Annotated in this window: 19 protein-coding genes; 13 read left to right on the top strand and 6 right to left on the bottom strand. The window is 48.1% G+C overall.

Annotation, left to right across the window (positions count from 1 at the left end; genetic code table 11):
• Nucleotides 1-105: 105 nt before the first annotated feature.
• Complete coding sequence (locus ACFYU8_RS20395; protein ID WP_390302860.1) at nucleotides 106-1,584, bottom strand: amidase; 1,479 nt, start codon at nucleotides 1,582-1,584, stop codon at nucleotides 106-108.
• Between the two features lie 79 nt (nucleotides 1,585-1,663).
• Nucleotides 1,664-2,512, bottom strand: a complete 849-nt coding sequence (locus ACFYU8_RS20390) for a helix-turn-helix domain-containing protein (protein ID WP_390302863.1) — start codon at nucleotides 2,510-2,512, stop codon at nucleotides 1,664-1,666.
• Nucleotides 2,513-2,635: 123 nt separating this feature from the next.
• Between ACFYU8_RS20390 and ACFYU8_RS20385 the strand changes: the two genes are divergently transcribed.
• Entirely contained in the window at nucleotides 2,636-3,247 is a 612-nt protein-coding gene (locus ACFYU8_RS20385) for a DedA family protein (RefSeq protein ID WP_390302866.1), read from the top strand.
• A 10-nt stretch (nucleotides 3,248-3,257) separates the two neighbouring features.
• Here the strand turns inward: ACFYU8_RS20385 and ACFYU8_RS20380 are convergent, their stop codons facing one another.
• Both ACFYU8_RS20380 and ACFYU8_RS20375 read right to left on the bottom strand, forming a co-directional pair.
• On the bottom strand, nucleotides 3,258-4,799 hold the full coding sequence (locus ACFYU8_RS20380) for a vWA domain-containing protein (protein ID WP_390302869.1): 1,542 nt from the start codon (nucleotides 4,797-4,799) through the stop codon (nucleotides 3,258-3,260).
• Between the two features lie 188 nt (nucleotides 4,800-4,987).
• On the bottom strand, nucleotides 4,988-6,007 hold the full coding sequence (locus ACFYU8_RS20375) for an alpha-helical endospore appendage domain-containing protein (protein WP_390302872.1): 1,020 nt from the start codon (nucleotides 6,005-6,007) through the stop codon (nucleotides 4,988-4,990).
• Between the two features lie 247 nt (nucleotides 6,008-6,254).
• Between ACFYU8_RS20375 and ACFYU8_RS20370 the strand changes: the two genes are divergently transcribed.
• From ACFYU8_RS20370 to ACFYU8_RS20345, 6 genes are all read left to right on the top strand, one after another.
• Nucleotides 6,255-7,319 (top strand): AAA family ATPase, encoded by a 1,065-nt coding sequence (locus tag ACFYU8_RS20370; RefSeq protein WP_390302875.1) that lies wholly within the window; start codon nucleotides 6,255-6,257, stop codon nucleotides 7,317-7,319.
• Between the two features lie 3 nt (nucleotides 7,320-7,322).
• Entirely contained in the window at nucleotides 7,323-9,122 is a 1,800-nt protein-coding gene (locus ACFYU8_RS20365) for a vWA domain-containing protein (RefSeq protein WP_390302878.1), read from the top strand.
• Between the two features lie 124 nt (nucleotides 9,123-9,246).
• A complete protein-coding gene (locus tag ACFYU8_RS20360) occupies nucleotides 9,247-10,452 on the top strand; it encodes a chromate transporter (protein ID WP_390302881.1) in 1,206 nt (401 codons plus the stop codon).
• A gap of 413 nt (nucleotides 10,453-10,865) precedes the next feature.
• Nucleotides 10,866-11,465 carry a TetR/AcrR family transcriptional regulator gene (locus tag ACFYU8_RS20355; protein WP_390302884.1) on the top strand — a complete coding sequence of 200 codons (600 nt, stop codon included), beginning with the start codon at nucleotides 10,866-10,868 and terminating at the stop codon, nucleotides 11,463-11,465.
• Between the two features lie 66 nt (nucleotides 11,466-11,531).
• Nucleotides 11,532-12,764 carry an MFS transporter gene (locus ACFYU8_RS20350; RefSeq protein WP_390302887.1) on the top strand — a complete coding sequence of 411 codons (1,233 nt, stop codon included), beginning with the start codon at nucleotides 11,532-11,534 and terminating at the stop codon, nucleotides 12,762-12,764.
• Nucleotides 12,765-12,957: 193 nt separating this feature from the next.
• On the top strand, nucleotides 12,958-14,031 hold the full coding sequence (locus ACFYU8_RS20345) for a glycerophosphodiester phosphodiesterase (protein WP_390302890.1): 1,074 nt from the start codon (nucleotides 12,958-12,960) through the stop codon (nucleotides 14,029-14,031).
• A 40-nt stretch (nucleotides 14,032-14,071) separates the two neighbouring features.
• Here the strand turns inward: ACFYU8_RS20345 and ACFYU8_RS20340 are convergent, their stop codons facing one another.
• Nucleotides 14,072-15,250, bottom strand: a complete 1,179-nt coding sequence (locus tag ACFYU8_RS20340; RefSeq protein ID WP_390302893.1) for an oxalate decarboxylase family bicupin — start codon at nucleotides 15,248-15,250, stop codon at nucleotides 14,072-14,074.
• Between the two features lie 180 nt (nucleotides 15,251-15,430).
• On the opposite strand from ACFYU8_RS20340, the gene ACFYU8_RS20335 reads away from it, so the two are divergent.
• Nucleotides 15,431-16,186 (top strand): DUF4241 domain-containing protein, encoded by a 756-nt coding sequence (locus ACFYU8_RS20335; RefSeq protein WP_390302896.1) that lies wholly within the window; start codon nucleotides 15,431-15,433, stop codon nucleotides 16,184-16,186.
• 4 nt (nucleotides 16,187-16,190) lie between these two features.
• Here the strand turns inward: ACFYU8_RS20335 and ACFYU8_RS20330 are convergent, their stop codons facing one another.
• Nucleotides 16,191-16,754: a YEATS domain-containing protein gene (locus ACFYU8_RS20330; RefSeq protein ID WP_390302899.1), complete on the bottom strand. Its 564-nt coding sequence runs from the start codon at nucleotides 16,752-16,754 to the stop codon at nucleotides 16,191-16,193.
• A 155-nt stretch (nucleotides 16,755-16,909) separates the two neighbouring features.
• On the opposite strand from ACFYU8_RS20330, the gene ACFYU8_RS20325 reads away from it, so the two are divergent.
• The 5 genes from ACFYU8_RS20325 to ACFYU8_RS20305 all read left to right on the top strand — a co-directional run bounded on the left by ACFYU8_RS20325 (nucleotide 16,910) and on the right by ACFYU8_RS20305 (nucleotide 21,756).
• Nucleotides 16,910-17,497: a TetR/AcrR family transcriptional regulator gene (locus ACFYU8_RS20325; RefSeq protein ID WP_390302902.1), complete on the top strand. Its 588-nt coding sequence runs from the start codon at nucleotides 16,910-16,912 to the stop codon at nucleotides 17,495-17,497.
• A 293-nt stretch (nucleotides 17,498-17,790) separates the two neighbouring features.
• Entirely contained in the window at nucleotides 17,791-18,879 is a 1,089-nt protein-coding gene (locus tag ACFYU8_RS20320; RefSeq protein WP_390302905.1) for an ABC transporter ATP-binding protein, read from the top strand.
• Nucleotides 18,876-20,030, top strand: coding sequence for an alkaline phosphatase family protein (locus ACFYU8_RS20315; RefSeq protein WP_390302908.1), 1,155 nt, complete (start codon nucleotides 18,876-18,878; stop codon nucleotides 20,028-20,030). Before ACFYU8_RS20320 ends, ACFYU8_RS20315 begins: the two co-directional genes overlap by 4 nt.
• Entirely contained in the window at nucleotides 20,031-20,918 is an 888-nt protein-coding gene (locus tag ACFYU8_RS20310) for a carbohydrate ABC transporter permease (protein ID WP_390302911.1), read from the top strand.
• 10 nt (nucleotides 20,919-20,928) lie between these two features.
• On the top strand, nucleotides 20,929-21,756 hold the full coding sequence (locus ACFYU8_RS20305) for a carbohydrate ABC transporter permease (protein WP_390302914.1): 828 nt from the start codon (nucleotides 20,929-20,931) through the stop codon (nucleotides 21,754-21,756).
• Nucleotides 21,757-21,774 lie beyond the last annotated feature (18 nt).

Raw genomic sequence — 21,774 nt, 5'->3', positions numbered from 1 at the left:
TTACCAGAAATAGGGTTCGCACTGGTAGTTTTCTTCATAGGAACGGGGCTTTATGCAAGTTGGGTTGGAATATTTTACGCCAGTTATTGTGCTGTGCTTATCATGTTACTCCACAGAAAATTCAGGCGCTCGCCACTCTGGGCAGGTCGCATACAATTTGGACACTCCTTGTAGCAATTCCTTATCACGCCACCGCTTGCCCACACACTGTATACCTATTGGAAGACCTTGCTCATCAAAACCAATTGGTACCGTCACGACGGGACTTCCTGTTACATTAAACAGATTCGTATAAAAAGTCGTAGCGGCCCAGTAGTTTTGCGGGTTCTCGTCTACGTACAGCGGTTTGGTATAAAGCGGCTTATAGCCCCACATTCTCGATTTTGCCTGATGAGGGAAAGCAGTCGTGCAACTGACCGGACACAAGAATACGTCACAGTCTGCCATGAATTGCTCGAAGCTGCGAATGAGCTGCTCCCGAGTGGTCAAGACACGCATGTAGTTTTTGAACGTCAGCGGGATGAGCATGGTAGCCGTGGGAAGCTGGCGATAAATCGGCATCGTCATGAGATGAGCCAAACCTCGAAGAAGTGGGGGCGTCGTAGAGTTTAACTCCGCGTCGATCATTTTTCCCCACGTCTCCCATGTCTTGCGGACATCCATGGGCGGTGCCGTCACTTGTTCTACGCGCATACCCTGTTGCTCCAGCCCTTTGACAAGTCGCCGCAGCTGATCCCGAATAGCTCGGCTCGTCGGGTAGCCGGGGAGCTCCTCCATCCAGCGTATGTGTATAGGCCCCTCTTTGGTAGTCGGGGGTAAGATCTGCGGTCCATGAGGCAAGCCGGCGTTGCCGTTTCCGCCGCTGATGATGGAAAAGGCCACCTCCAGGTCTTCGATCGATCGGGCCACGGGGCCATAGCACGCAAGGTGACGTGAGGAAGTGTAATCAGAGGTTCCTTCAAAGCCAGGCATGTGTCCTTTCGCCGGAACGGCTCCTTCTGTCGGCTTCAAGCTAAGAACGCCACAGAAATGAGCAGGAACACGCAACGAACCGCCAATGTCACTGCCAATATCCAAATAGGAAAGCCCGGCAGCAACTGCGGCTGCCGATCCTCCGCTGCTTCCGCCTGTTGTTCTCTCCAGATTCCATGGATTATTCGTCCGACCATAAATATCATTGTCTGTTTGCATGTCCATCAAAAGAGGAGGGACATTCGTTTTGCCCAGGATGATGGCGCCTGACTGCTTCAGTCTACTAACCACTGCTGCGTCATGTTGTGGAATGTAGCCTTTTAGAGGCGTGAAACCAGAAGTAGTGGCGAGTCCTGCTGTGGCAAAAGAATCTTTGATTGTGATTGGTACCCCGTGAAGAGGCCCGCGATAGATGCCTTCCCCAATTTCTTTATCTGCTAGTTTGGCGTTTTCGATGGCAACTTTCTCATCATACGCGACGATGGCGTTCAATTTGCCATTGAGGGTGGCGATTCGCTTAAAGGTATGCCGGGTAGCTTCTTGTGCGCTTATTTTCCGCTCGCGAATCCATGTGCCCATCTCTGTCGCTGTCAAATAGGTCAGTTCTTTCATTCGATTCACTCCTTTTCACACGTCTAGCGTACGACAGGAAAATGAGGAAAACTTGATCGAAAATGCGAACCGTCACCAACTATTCTCTGGTCAGAATGGGGATGTAAATGAAGCAAAGCGAATCAGGATCATTTCCGCGAAAGCGGTGATCGTAGTACTCAAAATCGTATCGGGCATAAAACTGATCAGATGCGTGTGTCATCCAGGTGCCGTAAATGTATTGATACGTCAGCTTGAGATTTTGTGTGGGCCCTTTGTGCGGGAAAATGAGATAACCAGATGCAGGCAGGGTGAGCAATTCCACACCGTCGATGCCACCATGATCCGAAGCGTGCAGGCCAGCGAAATAGGTATAGCTCAGCTCCAGCCCAAATGTATCCGGGTAGCGAAGAACACCATAACGCTTTTGATTTGGCTGCAAATCTACTTGCTGCCCCAAGCGATTCCAGCAACCGACAATATCGCTTACCGAACAACTAACGGAGGGGTAGCCTACCAGATTCAGTTCCTCGTGTGCCGGGAGATAGATGGGTTCAATCGTTTGCAGTTGAATATTTTCCAAATAAGGTAGCTCGATGCGCTCCAACATCATGTATCGCGGCATTTTACCAGATCGGCGAAGAGTAGAAGGAGGCAGGCCAAAGCGTTTCGTAAAGGCGCGTGTAAAAGCTTCATGAGAATCAAAGCCGTATGTAAAGGCGACCTCCGTTACGCTCTTTTGTTTGAGCGACAGCGCTTTGGCAGCCTCGGTCAAGCGTCTCTTCGAAATGTATTGGCCGACCGTTTCTCCTGTCACGTGAAAAAACAGCCGTTGAAAATGGTACTTGGAATATCCCGCGGCTGATGCCACTTCATCGAGGGTTACTTTTTCCGTTAACTGTTTCTCGATAAAAGAGAGGGCATAGGTTATTTGCTCCATATAATTCATAGCGTCACCTGAAAAAGGAAATAAGATCTTTTTTAGGATACCATATGCCCTGACCTGAATTTTTGTAAAAAAGCCAGAATGACAAAGAATAGGGGCAGAATACAATGAAGTAGGACAACATTATTGGAGGTAGCCGTGGAGCAGCATCTGGATCTCTTTTTGATGAAATATGGATATGTCGGCATCTTTTTTTCGCTAACACTTGGTGTTGTAGGGCTCCCCATACCTGATGAGGTACTGATGACGTACGCTGGCTATGCGGTTTCCCGCGGTATTTTGTATATGCCGTTTACAGTGCTGAGTGCCTTTTTGGGAGCGGCAGTAGGGATTACGATCAGCTATGCGATCGCGTGGAAGTGGGGGCTGCCGTTGCTTATGAAGGTTGGACCTTACTTGCATATTACGCCGAAAAAAATTGAGTCAACCCAAAAGCTTTTTGCCAAGTACGGTCCATACCTGTTGCTCATTGGTTATTTTTTGCCTGGCGTACGTCATATTACCGCCTATTTGGCAGGAGTCTCTACGATGGAGTTTCGACGATTCGCTTTTTTTGCTTATGCCGGCGCATTTCTTTGGAGTGTCACTTTTTTACTGTTGGGACATGCGCTTGAGAAAGAGTGGCTCAAGGTCGTCGTTTATATACGTCATTACGGCATCACATTTTTGTTAATCGGTTCGGCAATTGGATTGATGGTTTATATTTGGATCAGGTACAGGCGCGACACCAGGACATGAGGAACAACCATTAGTTCCTGCTGATCGCCATGCTATCTTTCACCAAGCGGACAAATTCGAGCTGTTCCTCTCCAGTGGCTGTAGATTCCGCCAGTTTGAGGACATCGGCAAGGGAGCTTCTTTCGGCATACGGACTCTCCCGCAATATTTCCCCGTACTCTGCTACAGTCGCAAGGAACGTAACCTCAGGAGACAAGGCGTTGTGCACTTTCACGGGCTCGGCGATTTCCTCTACTTTTTGGGAAGAGGCATTATGATAGCGCACGCGAACCGTCCCGAGCTCTGCATGGGCAGGAGAAGCGAGCTTCACTTCATAAAGAGCGGTCACACTATGCCCAGCGCCGATCTCGCCAGCATCTGTCTTGTCGTTGCGAAAATCTTTGTCGTGGACATCGCGGTTTTCATAGCCGATTAAGCGATACGAGTCTACCTTCTTAGGGTTGAATTCTACCTGAATTTTTACGTCACGGGCGATCGTTTGGAGGGTGCCATTCAATGATTCGGTAAAAATGCGGCGCGCCTCGGAAAACGTATCGATGTAGGCGTAGTTTCCTTCTCCTTTATTCGCTAGCTGTTCCATCAGGACATCATTATAATTTCCCATGCCAAAGCCAAAGGTGCTCAAGTAAATGTCTTTTCGCGCATAGTCCTCGATTGAGCGCAAAATGCCCTCGGCCCCTGTTTCTCCTACATTGGCCACCCCGTCGGAGCATAAAATCACTCTGTTAATGGCACGAGGCTTGAAGGAATGGGCCGCCATTTCATAACCGAGCACCAGTCCTTCTTCCGCATTGGTGGAGCCTTCGGGATGCAGTTCATCGATGGCGGATAAAATCGCGTGTTTGTCTTCGGCAGAGGTTGGGGGCAAAAGAACGCGTCCTTCTGTCCCATAGACGACGATCCCTACTGAATCTGTAGGTTGGAGTTGATCGACAAGAACATGTAAGCTTTTTTTCACCAGCTCTAAGCGGTTTTCCCGGTTCATCGAGCCAGATACGTCAATAACAAAAACGAGATTAGCGGGCTTCCGCTCTTCTGCGCTTACTTCCTTTCCTTTAATCCCGATTCGCACTAACTGAAGATTTTTGTGAAAGGGAGAGGGACCACTATCTGCTTGGATCGCAAATGTCTGATTTGTAGGTGCGGGATACGAAGTGGGGAAGAAATTGATGAATTCCTCCACCCGAACGGCTTCTGCTGGCGGTAGATTACCTTCCTTTATAAAATTGCGCATCATGGTGTAGGAGGCAGTGTCCACATCAGCGGCAAAGGTAGACAGATGGTCTTTCGCCGCAGAGACAAATTGGTTGGTGCCGTAGTCATTGAAGTACATGTCATTGGAGAGGGGAGCGACCAATTTTTTCGATGCGTAATCAGCTGAATCGGCAAGAGGACTTGGACTGGAGGCCACTTGATTGTTTTGACTTTGCCCAACAGGTGCTGCTGGTTTGCTTCCACTTTCGCTTCTTGATGCCAATTGCTCGCTCGAGCTGCACCCGATCAAAGATGCGACCAATAGGGTGATGCTGCTGGCTTTCACGATTTTTCTCATCTTTTTTTATTCCCCCTTTGCCTATGTGACGTGGTAAAAAAAGGAATGTTACAGAAGAAGAGGTGGGGAGGGGGGATTCATTTTGTACGTGGGAAGCAGGCTTGTCCGGAGCAAGAGCTTCACTCGCAACGACAGCCAGGATCTAGTCGTAGCTGCTGCTCCGAGTGGTGTAATGATCTATGTTTGGATTAGTCGGCAATCTTCACTAAAGTGAGGAAGCCGGTCACCGTCGTCGTTCCGTCTGCGAAGCTTTGCAAAAACTGGTCTGCGATACCTCCAGTACGAAATATGTCTACGATGTCACCTGCTACTAATCGGGTGAAAGAGGTAACCATGCCAAATGCATTTCCATCCCCAGCACTATCCGCACTGCTTGAAGTTCCAGCAGAAGCCGTAATATTGGCGCCATTCCTTCTGATAATGAATGACACTTCACTCGTCTGTGCAGTCGTAACCCGATAGCTGAGGAGATAGATACCGCTTGCAGGTACGGTCACTTGCCCTCCAGCAAGCAAAAAGCCCAGTGAATTGTCTGCATTCGCCACAGTAAGCGGTACGATCGTATTTGGCGAGATATTGATAGCGGAGGATAGCCAGAAGTTACCGAAAACACTGGAAACGGTACCCGTTGCACCTGTTACACCCGTGGCACCTGTTGCCCCCGTAGTGCCAGTCAAGCCGACTCCTGTGGCTCCTGTAGCCCCCGTAGTGCCGGTCAAGCCGACTCCTGTGGCCCCTGTAGCCCCCGAAGTGCCGGTCAAGCCGACTCCTGCGGCACCTGTTGCCCCCGTAGTGCCGGTCAAGCCGACTCCTGTGGCACCTGTTGCCCCCGTAGCCCCAGTCAAGCCGACTCCGGTCGCACCCGTTATGCCCACCCCTGTGGCACCCGTTGGTCCTGTGAGACTAGCAATAAAAGATGCTGTTAATACGGAATTCAGCTTGTTGTTCAGCAGAATTTCTTTCTTTGTAATCTCTCTGAGCGTATTGACTACACTAGAATTAACATTCAGCAAATCACTAATGGTTGCAGGGGGGCCTGTTAATCCTGGAAGCGTACCAAGCACATATTGAAGCTTCTCCGCCTCTGCGTTAATGATATGGCTTAAACCAAGTTCTTCCAAAGCGATGGATGCGAGTAGTAAGTTTGTGACTTGGCTTTGTGTGATGGTAATTAGCGGCGTAATGTTGGGGATATTTGCTTGTGACAAATGAAACGTCCTCCTTTCTTTATGTCTTTTCATCCTATTCCGATATCATGCATATGGGGATTGGTCGGTTTTATTGTTTTTATTCAGGTACGATTTACAATGTGGTGCCTTTCTTTCTTGCCCGTTATTCAATCTTCTTGTAATATTAGGAAATATTTGTGGTGTGACGGTCGCTCTAGTCAATGGAAATCAATCACGGAAAGAGGTAGATTGCTGCGAAAATCAATCAAACAAGAGAGGTTATGAAATGAATCTAGGAATCCAAGTAACGCAAAATCAACTAATGGATGTGCTGCTAAACGTTGCAGTAGCTCGTCCCGTATTTATTTGGGGCGCACCGGGAATCGGCAAATCGTCTCTCGTCGAGGCGTTTGCCGAACAGGTGGGCCTGCCTTGCGTATCATTATTGGGGAGTCAGCTGGCACCTGAGGATATTATTGGTGTCCCACAGATCGTAGATGGGAAAAGCAGATTTTGCCCACCTGCACAAATTGCGCGCGAAGAACCGTACTGCTTGTTTCTTGACGAATTGAATGCATGCTCGCAAGAAGTGCAAAAGGCGTTTTACAGTCTGATCCATGAGCGGAGAATCGGGGAGTACCACTTGCCAGAAGGGTCTATTGTCATTGGAGCGGGGAATCGTGCGCAGGATAGCGCCATTGTAAAACCGATGTCGTCTGCTCTGATCAATCGGATGTTCCACGTGCAGTTGCTAGTCTCGTATGAACAATGGATGAACTGGGCGTACAGCAACGGCATTCATTCCTACGTGCTGCAATTTTTGGAGGTGCGCCCGGACTATTTGTGGTCGCAGCCACCGAAGAGCGAGGAACCGTTTTCTACGCCGCGCTCCTGGCACATGCTTTCTGATGCCTTGAACGAATTCGGTGAGAACTTGACGACAGAGATGGTGGGGGTACTGGCCTACGGATGCTTGACGCCCCAGCATGCCGCTCAATTTCGGGCTTTTCATAAGAACATTCAGGGCAAATACCAGCTCAACCGTATTTTGGAGGGGGAGGCTTCTTTCCCGACGGCTCCGGAGGATCGGGACGTACTTTATTTTCTGGCCGATTCATTCCGTTCGCAGATCAAAAAAGAACTGCCAGCGGATAAAGCCTCTGTGGGGGAGCAGCATAAACGGATTGCGCACCGAGCCAAAGCTCTCCTGAAGGAGCTCGCTTCCATCTCTCTGGAAATGGCGCAGATGGTAGTGGCGAGGCACGAGGATGGAGACGGATTGCCAGACTGGTTCGTCGTGGAGGTAATTCGTGATTTACCGCGCTTAGCTATGGACAGGAAGGGCAAATAGCCAATGGCCAGAGGAGTTCAAAACGATCCGGCGACGCAAAACTACGAGCAGGCCATACATTTTTTGAGCCATCATCCGATGTTTGGACCGTTGTCCTCGCGAGCGGGCTTTATTCGTTCCGAGCGGAGTATTTGTCCGGATAACGGTTGGGTAATCGTGACCCGGGAAGGCAGCTTGTACGCGCATCCGAAGCGCAGAGGGGAAGTCGGGGAATGGATTTATGTTCTCGCACATGCGCTGCTGCACTTGGGTTTCGGACATTTTGTGGAAAAAGCACAACCGATTTTGTGGAACATCGCATGCGATTGCTATATAACGCGTTTTTTGAGAGACATGAAGCTGGGGAAGCCTCCTGCTGAAATGGCCTTTGAGCTGGATAAATCGGGAAAGAGCGAAGAAGAGCTGTATGACTGGTTCGTGGAGCATGGGGTGCCAGAGCATTTGAAGCTGTTTGGAACGGGCGGAGAAAAACAGGCAGATATGCTTTTCTCAGATAAATACGTTCGGTACACCTACAATCGAGATGTGAAGTGGGAGCGGCTTTTGGGGATCGGGCTGGCGCAAGCGGTGCAAAGTGCTGTCAGCGTAGCGGGCGGCTATTCCGATGCTCTGGGGAATGAAGAGAACCGGCTGTCTGAGGCACAAAAGGCCAAGCGTTGGTTCATCAATCATTATCCATTGCTGGCTTCGTTGGCGAGTCATTTCACGATTATCGAGGATTCACAGATCTGTCAACGGCTGCAAATCTCGGTGGCAGCTATCGATGTAACCTCCAACGAAATCTTCATCAATCCTGCGGCGGGCTTGGATGAAGAGGAATGCAAATTCGTGATGGCACACGAGCTATTGCACGCAGGGCTGCGCCACCATGAGCGCTGCCAAGGTCGCGACCCGTATTACTGGAATGTCAGCTGCGATTATGTGATCAATCAATGGCTGATCGAGCTCGGTGTCGGACGGTTTCCACAAATAGGCGGATTGTACGATCCAGACTTGAAGGGACTGTCGGCAGAGGCCATTTACGATCGGATCGTAACGGATATGCGTACGTATCGCAAGCTGTACACCTTACGAGGAATCGGCATGGGCGATATTCTGGATGGCGACGATCCGCGATTTTGGGAAAAGGGCCCGGGTACGACGCTGGATGACTTTTATCGCAATGCGATGTCGCAAGGCTTGATTTACCATCAGGAGAAAGGGAGAGGGCTTTTGCCTGCGGGTTTGGTAGAAGAGATTCGCGCTTTGGGGCAACCGCCTATCCCGTGGGATGTTCAGCTTGCCCGTTGGTTCGACGAGCATTTTCCTCCGTTGGAAAAGAGCCGCACGTACGCAAGGGCAAGCCGCAGACAGTCCTCTACACCCGACATTGCCCGTCCTGCCTGGAGCTTTCGGGAAACGGATCAGCTGGCACGCACGTTTGGCGTCGTGATCGATACATCCGGCTCGATGGATACCAAGCTGCTCGGCAAAGCATTGGGGGCGATCGCGAGCTACAGTGAGGCGCGAGATGTTCCGTATGCGCGCGTGGTCTTTTGTGATGCGCAGGCGCACGATGCGGGCTACCTTTCTCCCGAGGACATTGCAGGTCGCGTCAAAGTAAAAGGACGCGGGGGAACGATCCTGCAGCCGGGCATTGACATGCTGGAGAAAGCAACCGATTTTCCAAAGGACGGTCCGATCTTGATCATTACCGATGGGGAATGTGATCGGATCAAAGTAACCCGTAGTCATGCCATCATGCTGCCGAAGGGAAGTAATCTGCCGTTCGTGGCGAGGGGACCGGTTTTTCGGATGGAATAGCAGAGTTTAGGCTCCGTATCGATGCGGAGCCTTTTTTACGATTTTTTTACAATGAAGGGATAGGAAAAGCGATAAAATTGCTTGTATGATAAAGCGAAGCGAAAGCTGGAGAGGTGTGCAGCTAGTGAAAAATAATCTCCTAGAAGAAACCGGGCACCATAAAAGTAAATGGAAATCTGTGCTTGAAGTTTTGCTCATTTCAACGAAACTGGGTGTGACTTCATTCGGCGGTCCCATCGCGCATCTCGGTTATTTTCACAACGAATACATTCGACGAAGAAAATGGATGGATGAGCAAAGCTATGCGGACCTGGTTGCGCTCTGTCAATTCCTTCCCGGTCCGGCGAGCAGTCAGGTAGGGATCGGAATCGGAATCATGCGAGCCGGTTTGTGGGGAGGAATTGCTGCATGGATTGGCTTCACTCTGCCTTCGGTATTGGCGCTCCTGATATTTGCGTTCACTTTACAAGCAGTTGACAGTGGCAGTGCTTCTTGGATTCACGGTCTAAAATTAGTAGCTGTCGCGATTGTTGCTCATGCCGTATGGGGGATGGGACAAAAGCTTGCCCCGGATCGAACACGGATGACGATCGCGATCATCGCTGCTACCATCACGTTGTTGTGGCATTCTGCATGGAGTCAGGTCACAGTCATGATCCTCGCAGGTTTAGCAGGCTTACTTTTCTTCAAGCATCATAAAACTCCTAGTTTGAAGGAATTACGGGTTCCGATCAGTCGTGCCCTAGCGATTGCTTGCTGGAGCGTGTTTTTTGGGCTTTTGATCCTGCTGCCAATCCTTAGAGAGGGGACAGGTTCTTCGTTACTAGCTTTGTTTGACAGCTTTTACCGTTCAGGCTCTCTCGTATTTGGCGGAGGACATGTTGTGCTACCCTTATTAGAGAAGGAAGTAATCCCGACAGGCTGGATAACGGAAGAAGCATTTCTTACTGGCTACGGGGCTACACAAGCGGTACCGGGGCCACTGTTTACGTTTGCCGCTTATCTGGGAGCAATGATTGCAGGAGGAGTCGGTGCAGTAGTGGCTACGATTGCGATTTTTCTACCGGCCTTCTTACTCGTCTTCGGCGCATTGCCGTTTTGGAATTCCTTGAGGAGAAATTCGAAAATCCAGGGAATGCTGGTAGGTGTGAATGCAGCAGTCGTCGGTATTTTACTGGCAGCTCTGTACGACCCCATTTGGACGAGTAGCATTCTTGCTCCGCTGGATTTTGCGGTAGCGGCTATTTTGTTTATCATGCTAGAGCACTGGAAGCTGCCGCCATGGCTGGTTGTGGTTACAGGGGCTTTGTTCGGTCTGTTGCTGTCTTAGACTGACGTTAGCTTTTTTATCTCCTAAGTTTTAAAAGGTCTCAAATGAACCAATAAAGCTGGTGAGAAGAAAAAGCACAGAGCTCGTAGACCTTGACAACGCCTGCCCAGTCGGAACTTCAAAAAAGGGGACCCGCTTGTCGAACACTGCTTCCTTGAGAAGCTTCCGCCCGTAGGGTGGCTTTGGCTCGACGGTCCCATTTTTGAAGTGGAGATGGCCAGTGAATCCCCCTGCTGGCGTGTCAGAGTCGAAGAGACCTGTGCTTTTTCTTCTCCTCCACTATGTTGACTCAAACCAAAATGCCCTTCATAGCTCTTTCTTATCACATAAGAAGGTTTGCCAAGTATGTTTGTAACACTTATAATACTGAATGAAAGTTCAGTATTTCTGGATGGGAAGTTGGTGAAGGATCATTGAATAAAAAGAAGCAGCAAACGGAGCAGACAAAGAAGAAGATAGCTGATGCATCCAGTATTTTATTTATGCAAAAAGGCTACAAGGCCACATCAATAGAAGATATCGTGAAAGCTACTGGATACAGCGGCGGTAACATTTATTATCATTTTAAGAGCAAGGAAGGGCTGTTTTTACATCTGATTGAAGCTTGGAACAGTGAATGGGAAGAGAAATGGCTGGCCAAGGAACAGCTCTACACGACCTCGATCGATAAATTGTATGGAATGGCTGAACATTTTGCGATCGATTATATGAATCACCCGCTGACCAAGGCTGCTGATGAATTTTTCGACATGTCGGAGAAGCCTTCGGATGTGGAGGAGCGTATCAACGAAATGATCAAAGGTTATATAGACTTTAATCAACAGTTGCTCCAGAAGGGGCTCGATAACGGCGAATTTGAAATGACGAATGTAACCGGAGTCGCTATTATCTTGGACAGCCTGATGTTTGGTTTAAATCAACACACGCGACGAATGGAACGAGAGGAAGCGCTGGCTACTTTTCGGTTAGCGATGGATGTGTTCTTATTTGGCATTGTCAAACCGTCCCGCTAGTCTTTTTTTACGCGATTATCTAGAATGGATATTCAGTGTTTTGGTAGTGGATTGGAGGAATTTAAAATGGCGTTATTATTAAAAAATCAGGGAGCTCTATTGATCCTGATGTTCAATATTTTCCTTGTCTTTACAGGGATCGGGCTTGTTATACCGATTATGCCAAAGTATATGGAGAGCTTGGGAATTACCGGGGGGACTATCGGCTTATTAGTTGCAGCCTTTTCGCTGACACAGCTTCTTTTTTCTCCAGTAGCTGGCCGATGGGCGGATTCATTCGGAAGAAAAAGGATCATTGTGATCGGCTTGGTCGTATTTGCTATCTCAGAAGCGATGTTCGGTATAGCGAATTCTCCAGTCCTGCTGTTTGCTTCTAGGTTGCTAGGCGGCATCAGTGCCGCACTGATTATGCCAGCCGTAATGGCTTATGCCGCAGATGTTACAACGAAAGAAGAACGAGCGGCCGGGATGGGGTATATTACGGCAGCCATTACTACTGGTTTTATTATCGGTCCAGGCATTGGAGGATATATTGCTGAATTTGGCATTCGGGTACCCTTCTATTCCGCAGCAATTGCGGGAATGATTGCTGCATTCATCACATTGTTAATTCTCAAGGAATCGCAACCTACGAAAGAAGAAGCATTATCTGACTCTCATTCTAGTGAAAAACAACGAAGCAGTCTTCTTTCCCAGTTAATGTACTCCTATAGAGAGCCTTATTTTTTCAGTTTGATCATAGTGTTTGTCATGTCTTTCGGACTGGCTAATTTTGAAACTGTCTTTTCATTGTTTGTCGACCATAAGTTTGGATTTGAGCCGAAAGATATCGCCTTTATCATTACATTCGGGTCAATAGCAGGCGCAGTGGTCCAGCTTACTGCCTTTAGCTGGATCATGAATCGCTTTGGCGAGAAAAGGGTCATTTCGGTCTGTCTGCTCTTTGCTGGTTTGTTTATTGTTCTGACGCTTTTTGTTCACGGATTTTGGATGATTTTTGCCGTTACCTTCATCGTATTTCTGGCGATCGATATTTTGCGACCGGCCATCAGTACCCAAATGTCGATGCTTGCAAAGGATCAACAGGGTTATGTTGCTGGCCTTAACTCAGCCTTTACCAGTCTTGGCAATATTGCAGGTCCTATCGTAGCTGGATTTTTATTCGATATAGATATCAACTATCCGTATGCGCTAGCGTGTATGGTTTTGCTTATCTGTTTCGTCTTATCGCTAGGAGTTAAAAATCGCAATCTGAAGGAGGCCAATGCGGCTTCTAGACAACCGTCCATTCATGGATGATGAAATGAACGGGATACGATAGCTGAATCAAGTAGCGGCGAGTCTAAGACTTTGTTTCAGGTCTTAGTTCGCCGCTGTTCTGTCTACCCATCCTACATAAATCTTTCATGATTACTTAATAGAGATAGAAATGAAAATTTACATCATTCATCTATAGTGAAAACGATAAGCCATACTTTAAGGAGTGAAGCAAATGATGAGAAACAAAGTAATGATAGCAACTGCTGTCCTTATGGTGTGTGTAACACCAATTGCTTCTGCCGCTGGCAATCCTCACTGGTCAAAAACCTCTCCAAAAGAGTTCGATCTGCAAGCTCACCGCGGCGGACTCGGGCTCACAGTAGAGTCCACATTGGCGTCGTTTTCCCATGCCCTCGAATTAGGTGTGAGCACGCTCGAGCTCGACGTGCAAATCACGGAGGACAAGCAGGCTGTTATTACGCATGACCGCAAGATTTCGGGTGCCAAGTGCCGGGACACAGGCCCACTTTTCGCTGGCGATCCTGAGTACCCGTACGTTGGCAAATACATAAAGGACCTGACTCTCGACCAAGTGCGCACGCTGGACTGTGGCACAGAGACATTGCCGCAGTACCCGGAGCAGCGTCCAAGTCCAGGTGCCAAGATGCCGTTGTTGAGCGATGTATTCGACCTCGTCAAGGACTACAAGGCCAACCATGTGTGGATGAATATTGAGACGAAGGTAGAGGCGGGAGCACCAGAGCAAACCGCTTCGCGTGAAGATTTCGTGCAGATCGTCGCTCGCGAAGTCCGCGATGCCGGGATGCTTGATCGGGTATCGATCCAAAGCTTTGACTGGGGGGCGCTCATGCGCATGCGAGAGGTCGAGCCGCGCTTGCCGATCGTGGCGCTGACGAACGGTGCACAATTCTTGCAGCCTGGTCAACCGGGAGCTTCACCGTGGTTGGGCGGAATCGACATCGATGACTTTGGAGGAGACCTCGTGGCGGCGGCACACTCGTTCGGTGCGGACGCCATCTCCCCCGTGCATGGCTCTCCACAAAACGGCAAAGTCACCGACGAGAATTATGTGCCCTATGTCACGAAGAATATGGTAGAGGACGCGCACAAGGTCGGGATGAAGGTGATTCCGTGGACGGTCAATGACGCACCTACTATGAACAAGCTGATCGACGATGGTGTAGACGGGATGATTACGGATTACCCGGACCGTCTGCGTGAGGTCATGGAGCAGCGTGGTCTGAAGCAACCGAAAAGCTACAAGACCCCTAAAAAAGCGAAGTAAAAAGAAGACCAGTCCAGTAGGGCTGGTCTTTTCATTGCATTCACGGTACATAGCCATATCCAGGGTATTTGACAACGGGCCATTTATCCTTGCGCAAAGCATCCAGCAATTCAGGACCAACACACAGGTTGGAAGCGACGAGTTCATGCGGGGTGAGCGCCATCCATTGATTCAGCGAAACGTCGACAAAGCGGTCGCTCTTGAACATTTCCAAAAACCACACCGTTTCCGTCCCGGTATTCTGGATATAATGCCCCGTCGCAAAAGGAACGTAACCAACATCACCTGCTTGGTAGTCAAACGTTCGGGCGTTTCCGTTTCCGATAAAAACAGTCATCCGCGCTTGGCCTGAAATGTAATATTGCCACTCGTCGTTATTGGGATGCCAATGCAGCTCTCTCATCGCACCAGGACGTAGCTCTACGAGTGCTGCCGCAATTGTTTTGGAGATCGGAAAGTTGCGGGAATCGACGATGCGCACACTGCCGCCAGGTGTAATGAGGGGGCGTTGGGCGAGTAAACGATGGGAAAAAGGAAGGGGGACGGTTCCGTACGGAGATTCCACTTCATCTGTTTTGATGGAGCCTGGAACATCGCCCTGATAAATGTACACTTGCTTGGAGGGAATGTCGGCAAAGGCTGATTCAGGTACACCGAAATTCGCGGAAAGCACATCGGTTGGCGTATGGGCAAACCAATCGGAGATCGATAGCGTATTCAGATCGGAAAAACGCCCATCGTCGAAAACGAGCAAAAACTCACAGCCATCTTCAAGTCCCTGAATCGAGTGGGGGATGCCAGGGGGGAAATACCACAGATCGCCTTTTCCGATATCGGCAATAAAATTGCGACCGCGTTGGTCAACGGACGTAATTCGTGCGCGACCGAGCAACATGTAGGCCCATTCTGCCTGCTGATGCCAGTGCAGCTCGCGAACACCGCCTGGCGTCAGGCTCATGTTTACACCCGCAAGTGTAGTGGCGATTGGCAGCTCGCGTATAGTGACTTCACGGGACCAGCCGCCATGATTCAATGTCATAGAGGCATCCGAGAAGGAAAATTTTAGATTGGGCAGCAAGCCCGCATCTGTGACGGGAGGAACCAGCATATTCGGATTTTGCCGATCACGCATGATGTTCCGTGGTCCGAGATCGACCCATCCGGTCCCGTCACTTCTCATCGGCTGAGGAATTTGATTTCCTTTGTCTGGCGGATTCATTCAGGCAACCTCCTTCATCCCTATACAGGCATATGTTTTGTCGTACTTCATCCACTAACCATGCCTATGCTTCAGCTTGCCTGTTATGCAAACATCCAAACTGTTCTACCGTTTCTATGGGTGATTTTGTATAATTTTAGGAGTGTTTTACAAATATACAATTTTAGGATGGTATGAAAGATGAATACGACTCCAAACGATCAATGGCTAGCCCTATATGAACAAAAAAAACAGACGTTAACACCCCCTGTTGATTTACACACCTATTTCACATCAACTGAAATCAGTGGGAAACCAATCCACTTGCTTTCATTGGGGGAAATAACGATTCCGACTGGAAGCATCATAGTCCGTGATCCGCTTGTGTATCTGGAGAGAAACAGTGCCCCCTATTTTCGAAAAGTCCCTACAGGAACCTTCCCATTAACTGTTTGTGTGGTAACAGTGGAAGAAGACCATCACAGGTATGCAGCTGTTAAGGTGGAGTTTACAGATAAAACTCCCACAACATTTACGGAAGCCCTCATTGGAAACGAGGATCTCGAAAACCTAGGGGAAGGCGAGTATTTTGGATTTAATGTGGATGCGGGGCTTGCTACTGTGGTAGATGTCAAAACGAGAGATGCTTATCTGGAATTTTATGATCGCTGGAAAAAGGAGAATCCGGATGGCAATATTTATGATGATTATTTCGCTGATGTTTTCGCACAAAGTTACAAAGACCATCCAAAATACCAAAGAAGTGCTGGAGATTATATTAACCGGACGATACCAGGCACCGATTTATCGATTCCGATGATTCAGACGGGATTTGGAGACGGAGCCTATCCTGTCTATTTTGGGTTGGATGAAAACGAGCAAATATGCCAGCTGGTTATTCAATTCATTTGTATTGAACTCGCATTTGGTGAGGATGACAGCGAAGACGAAAGCTAGGCTCTCACCAATTATTTTTGGAAGCGGCGTCTCGATTATCTTTCTTAGGAAATAGAAAGTAGCTGGCTGTAATCAACAGATCAATCCCCAGAACAACGGTCCAGAGCCGGAGAATATGCCATAAAGAAGCAGTTCGTTCCACATCATCGATAAAGTAAATGGTCCCCGCTAATAGAGCCGCGCCAATTACATAGGAGAAGAGATGTCTAAACCAGCTATTGGCGTAATGCTTGGCATACTCCATGCCGTATCGTTTTGGCTTCGCCGTACTTTGCTTGGTGACGTATTGCTGAAATTTTTCATCCGCCCATTGAATCATGCTTTTTCCAAACGCAATCGATACCCCGATATAGACGGCAGCCAGCGCATGAGGAATCGTAGCGGTAGCTCCACGATACAAATCCACGCTCGTGACGACGAGCAAAACCACATCAACAACAGGCGTCAGGGCGAGAAGAAATAGCCCGGCCTTTTTTTGTTTGAGCACGTATCTTGTGAAAAGGCCAAGTACAATGACCACCCAAAAAGCAATTTCGCATGCGACAATCATCCATGCAACAAAATTCATCGTACCTGTCTCCTTTGGTGAAAAGTATTCTCCTAATAGGAGAAGTTTTTATAATACAAACGTACCAATAAAAAGAATTTTATCATCAAATATAAAATAATACAACCGTATTACTAAAGTTGCTTGTCCTTTGCAAATCTTGTTAAAATACAACTATGCCAAAAATAATTGATCATGAGAAAAGAAGAGAACAAATAGCAGAAGCAACATGGCGTGTCATTGTCGAGCAAGGAATGGAGGGAGCGACGGTAAGGAGCATAGCAAAAGAAGCAGGACTTTCATTAGGTGCTCTGCGACATTACTTCGGAACACAGGATGAACTGTTGATGTATGCCATGCAGCTCGTAAAAGAGAGGGCGACAGCTCGAATTGCTGAAATCGCCTCCCATGAAAAATGGGCGCCAAAAGAGAGAATCAGCAAAATCTTGCTGGAGCTTCTCCCTACGAATCAAGAAAAGATGGTCGAAATGGAAGTATGGTTTGCTTTTACCGTGTACTTCCGACACAAAAAAGAAGGCTTCGATGCACAGCACGACGGGATATACGCTGCCATCCGCAAGCTTTTGGACTCTGCCGATCAACTGAATCTACTACGCGACGAGCTGGACAAAGAGATGGAAGCAGAGAAGCTTTACGCCGTCATCGACGGTCTGGCGCTGCATGCCTATCTCGAACCGCAACGTGTCAATGGAGAACGGATTACAAGAGTGCTGGAGCATCATCTTGCAACCTTGTTTCAGTAACGGAATTTACACTTCCTTTACGAAAAAGCTGCTCCTTTCTTCATACAAGCTAAGAAACGCATACAAACACTCCCATAAAGAAAAGCAATCGGATCAAGGAAAGGTTGATCTGATTGCTTTTTTTCGTCGTGTGCGTTGGTTTACAAAGAACACAATGGGCTTTGACACGCAGTTAACAATGCTAGATTACGATGAGTGTACAAAGATTTTTGAACAAAAATGAGAATGTTGGTGTGAATATGAAAAAAATGACAATTGTCCAATAAAGATTGAATGATGAAGGGGTTTTCAATATGTCGAGTATTATGCTGAAGTCATTGTCCAAGCAATATACGAACGATAAATACACCCTGGACGATATCAGTCTGGAAATCAAAGACAAAGAGTTCCTGGTGTTATTGGGACCGTCCGGATGTGGAAAATCTACGCTGCTTAGGATGATTGCCGGGATTGAAGAGATCACTCAAGGCGAAGTGTACATTGGCGATGTTTGTGTAAATGAAGTGGAGCCAAAGGATCGGGGAGTTGCGATGGTTTTTCAAAACTATGCCCTTTATCCGCATATGACCGTCTTCGAAAACATGGCATACGGCCTGAAAATAAAAAAGATCAAAAAAGCAGAGCGAGAAAAGCGCATCAAGGCAGCGGCGGATATTTTGCAAATCGACCCGTTGTTGAAACGGTACCCCGGCCAATTGTCTGGTGGGCAAAAACAGCGGGTAGCCATCGGGCGGGCGATTGTAAAGGAGCCAAAAGTCTTTTTGATGGACGAGCCGTTGTCCAATCTGGATGCCAAGCTGCGAAATGAAATGAGAATTGAGATCAAAAAGCTGCACGAGCGTTTGGATTCCACGTTCATTTACGTGACACATGATCAGGTGGAGGCGGTTACCTTAGGGGATCGAATCGCGATTATGGCGGAGGGGAAGTTCCGACAAATCGGAACGCCGATGGAAATCATCGATTGCCCAGTGGATATGTTCGTTGCCAATTTCATTAGCTCACCACCCATCAATTATATGGATGCGAGTCTGATTCATCGAGATAACCAAGTCTATGTGGAGGTAGAGGGGGTGTTGCTGGAAACCAATCTCCCGCTCGACGTGATGGAACCAGCTCCTGAGATTGTCACGGGAATCAGACCGGAGCATTGCTTTCTCACCGAAGACAGTGAGGATGCACTCGCCATGGAGGTACTGTTCACGGAAATTATCGGAACGGATGTACTCGTGCACCTGAAATATAAAGCAAGCAGTTTTATTGTGAAGAAGAGCTTTACCCAGACGTATGCAAAGGGTCAAAAGGTGAATGTAGGGATTAGCGCCGACCATGTCCACGTATTTGACAAGCATACTCAAAAAAATCTGAGGTGCCGCCCATGAATGTACTCATCTCGCTAGACGGCATCAGTTATCGGAGCTTTGCAGGTTACATGCAGCAGCGGATAGAGAATGGCTATTCCGGCTGCAAAAGGCTGATCACGACGTTTCCCTCGGTCACATTTACCGCACATGCGGCAGCAATGACCGGGAGCCAGCTCGATCGGCATGGTGTCTTTGATAATATTGTCGCTCGCCCGGAAACGATGGAAAGAGTGGCGTTGTACGGCGACCACGAGATTCTTTGCAACGAAGCCCTTCATAAGCAGACGATTTTTCACTCGTTGGCGAGAAATGCAGGGACGAGTTGCAGCATACATTGGCCCATGACGTCCGGAAATCCGTATATTCACCATCTGGTTACGGAATCGAGCAGCAAAAAAAAGCTGAAGGCAAACGTTTCTGTAGAGGAAATCGATCGTATCGCACTCCGCGAAACGACACAGGCGATCAAAGTGGGAATCTATGATTTTATCGCTGCAAGGTTTGTCGGGTATGATGCGTTGTCGCACCAATATGGAAAAGACTCATCGGAGGCGATGCACTGTCTGGAGCTGTTGCTTACGCATCTCGATCAAATCGAGAAAACGTTGAAAGAGACGCAAAAACCATTCAACCTGATCACTTTCTCGGATCACGGACAAAGCGATGTTCAATCGTTTTTTTACCCAAATGAGATCTTGGCCAAAAGCCAGTGGAAGCAGCATTTCCGAAACAAACAAATCAGATTCGTCGGGGACGGCAGCGGGGCGTTGTTGTTTTATAGCTCGTTAGATCATCAGCAAAACAAAGAAATTATGGCTTTGTTTAACCAGATGCCAGAAGTGCATCACTTTTATGAGCTGACAGGGGACAGACCTTCAGCGTGCAGGCCATTCGGCATCCTCGATTTGAAACATACGGTATGCGGGGAAGATATCGCGTTTCCCGAACAGCCTAAATACCAGGAGATGAAAAGCCTGCATGGGTATCATCCTGCAAATGTCGATGAGATGAACGGATTTCTCTTGTGCTTAGGGGATGCGTTTACGAAAAGCAAAGTAATCGAAGAAACAAACATCGAAAACATTGCCCCCACACTGGCGCAGTTGTTCCGAATCGCTCATCCATGTGATGGGCAACCGATTAAAGACATCTTCAAGGAGTACGAGTAAATGGGCAGACCAATCAGCAAAACGATCAAGGATAACGTATGGTCGCTTGGGTTACTTTTGCCGACACTGATTCCGTTAGTTATTTTTTGGATCTACCCCATGATTAAAACGTTCCATATCAGTTTTACAGACTGGAACTATATTTCACCTGACTACGACTACGTAGGATTGGAAAACTACGAAAACTTGATGAGTGACGCGTTCTTCGGAGAAGTACTGCTCAACACGCTTGTGTTTACCTTTTTTACAGTCGTTCCGCCGATCATTTTCGGACTGTTCGTGGCAATCCAGTTAAACAAAATACAGAAGTTTCGCCATTTCTTTGTGGCGAGTGCATTTTCATCGTGGATCACGCCCACTGTGGTCGTGTCCATGGTTTGGATCAGCATATTCGATACCGATTCGGGGATTGTCAATTATCTCCTGAAAGGCATCGGTATGGAGCCGGTGAAGTGGCTGGGTGGACAAACGACAGCGATGATTGTCGTCATTATCGTCACTATCTGGCAGTACATGGGGCTGGGGATCTTGCTGCTTTCCTCTGCTCTCGCGAAATTGGACCCGGAAGTAGAGAAAGCGAATGCTTTGGATGGAGGGAGAGGATTACGAAAATTATTCAGAATCACCTTGCCTGCGATCTCACCGATTCTCGTATTTTTGTTCGTCTTTTTTACGCTGAATTCTCTCAAAGCCTATGATCAGATTTATATTTTGACGCAGGGCGGACCATCAGGAGCGACTTCGACCATCTTGTACTACTTCTACGTGCTCGCTTTTGAATATTTTGAAACGGGACCAGCGTCAGCGTTGGCGATGATTTTCTTGGTCATGTGTCTCTTGATCAGCGCATTGAATTTCTTCTTGTCCAAACTACTGTTTACTAAATGAGGTGGGAGCAATGTCCTTGGCAAAATTAAAAACAGGCATACAATATGCAATGTTCATTTTGTTAAGCGTACTGATGGTGTTTCCGTTTCTCTGGATGTTCTTGATTTCGATCAAGCCCAAAAGCGAGGTGTATAGCGGGAGCCTGCTGCCTTCCACCTTTCATTTTGAGAATTACATCCGGGTATTCACGGAAACGAAGATGCTGCTTTATTTGTGGAACAGCATTTCTGTCAGCCTGATCATCATCGTTTTTCAAATCTTTACTGCGATTTTTGCGGCGTATGTTTTCGCGACAGCTCAGAAAAGATGGGTTCGATACTGCTTCATGCTTATTTTGGCGACGTACATGCTTCCATCAGCGGTAACGTACATTCCATCCTTTATTTTGCTGTCCAAAGCGAATTTGCTGGATACGCACATCGGTTACATTCTCAGCGAGCTCATCAGTATCTTTGCAATCTTTTTTCTGCGGCAATCGTTTGCCCAAGTGCCAAAGGATGTGGTGCATGCTGCGAAGCTGGATGGAGCGGGGCATCTACGACTCATTTTCACCGTGTATATCCCGTATTGCAAAAACGCGATTGCTTCGCTGGTGTTGATCACCTTTATTTACAGCTATAACAACTATATGTGGCCTTCGCTCTTGATCAAGTCGGAGGAAAACATGTTCGTCACGATTGGATTGCGGCGGTTGTTTATGAGTCAGGCGGGCTATGGGATGGACTTCCCGCTGGCGATGGCGGCATGTGCGATTTCACTGGCACCTATGTTGATCCTGCTCGCAATTGCAAGCAAAAGAATCATTCATTCCATGGCTAATCTGTATGTCAACAAATAGACCAAGACAGCTATTTAT

It is taken from the genome of Brevibacillus sp. NPDC003359 (assembly GCF_042878995.1).
GTDB lineage: Bacteria > Bacillota > Bacilli > Brevibacillales > Brevibacillaceae > Brevibacillus.
Note: the sequence above shows the minus strand (reverse complement) of the source record. Positions and strands in the feature narration are given on the sequence as shown.

Coding starts and splice junctions, on each gene's coding strand:
- ACFYU8_RS20395 (WP_390302860.1), bottom strand. CDS start 1,584: ATGAAAGAACTGACCTATTTGACAGCGACAGAGATGGGCACATGGATT.
- ACFYU8_RS20390 (WP_390302863.1), bottom strand. CDS start 2,512: ATGAATTATATGGAGCAAATAACCTATGCCCTCTCTTTTATCGAGAAA.
- ACFYU8_RS20380 (WP_390302869.1), bottom strand. CDS start 4,799: ATGAGAAAAATCGTGAAAGCCAGCAGCATCACCCTATTGGTCGCATCT.
- ACFYU8_RS20370 (WP_390302875.1), top strand. CDS start 6,255: ATGAATCTAGGAATCCAAGTAACGCAAAATCAACTAATGGATGTGCTG.
- ACFYU8_RS20365 (WP_390302878.1), top strand. CDS start 7,323: ATGGCCAGAGGAGTTCAAAACGATCCGGCGACGCAAAACTACGAGCAG.
- ACFYU8_RS20350 (WP_390302887.1), top strand. CDS start 11,532: ATGGCGTTATTATTAAAAAATCAGGGAGCTCTATTGATCCTGATGTTC.
- ACFYU8_RS20345 (WP_390302890.1), top strand. CDS start 12,958: ATGATGAGAAACAAAGTAATGATAGCAACTGCTGTCCTTATGGTGTGT.
- ACFYU8_RS20340 (WP_390302893.1), bottom strand. CDS start 15,250: ATGAATCCGCCAGACAAAGGAAATCAAATTCCTCAGCCGATGAGAAGT.
- ACFYU8_RS20335 (WP_390302896.1), top strand. CDS start 15,431: ATGAATACGACTCCAAACGATCAATGGCTAGCCCTATATGAACAAAAA.
- ACFYU8_RS20330 (WP_390302899.1), bottom strand. CDS start 16,754: ATGAATTTTGTTGCATGGATGATTGTCGCATGCGAAATTGCTTTTTGG.
- ACFYU8_RS20325 (WP_390302902.1), top strand. CDS start 16,910: ATGCCAAAAATAATTGATCATGAGAAAAGAAGAGAACAAATAGCAGAA.
- ACFYU8_RS20320 (WP_390302905.1), top strand. CDS start 17,791: ATGTCGAGTATTATGCTGAAGTCATTGTCCAAGCAATATACGAACGAT.
- ACFYU8_RS20315 (WP_390302908.1), top strand. CDS start 18,876: ATGAATGTACTCATCTCGCTAGACGGCATCAGTTATCGGAGCTTTGCA.
- ACFYU8_RS20310 (WP_390302911.1), top strand. CDS start 20,031: ATGGGCAGACCAATCAGCAAAACGATCAAGGATAACGTATGGTCGCTT.
- ACFYU8_RS20305 (WP_390302914.1), top strand. CDS start 20,929: ATGTCCTTGGCAAAATTAAAAACAGGCATACAATATGCAATGTTCATT.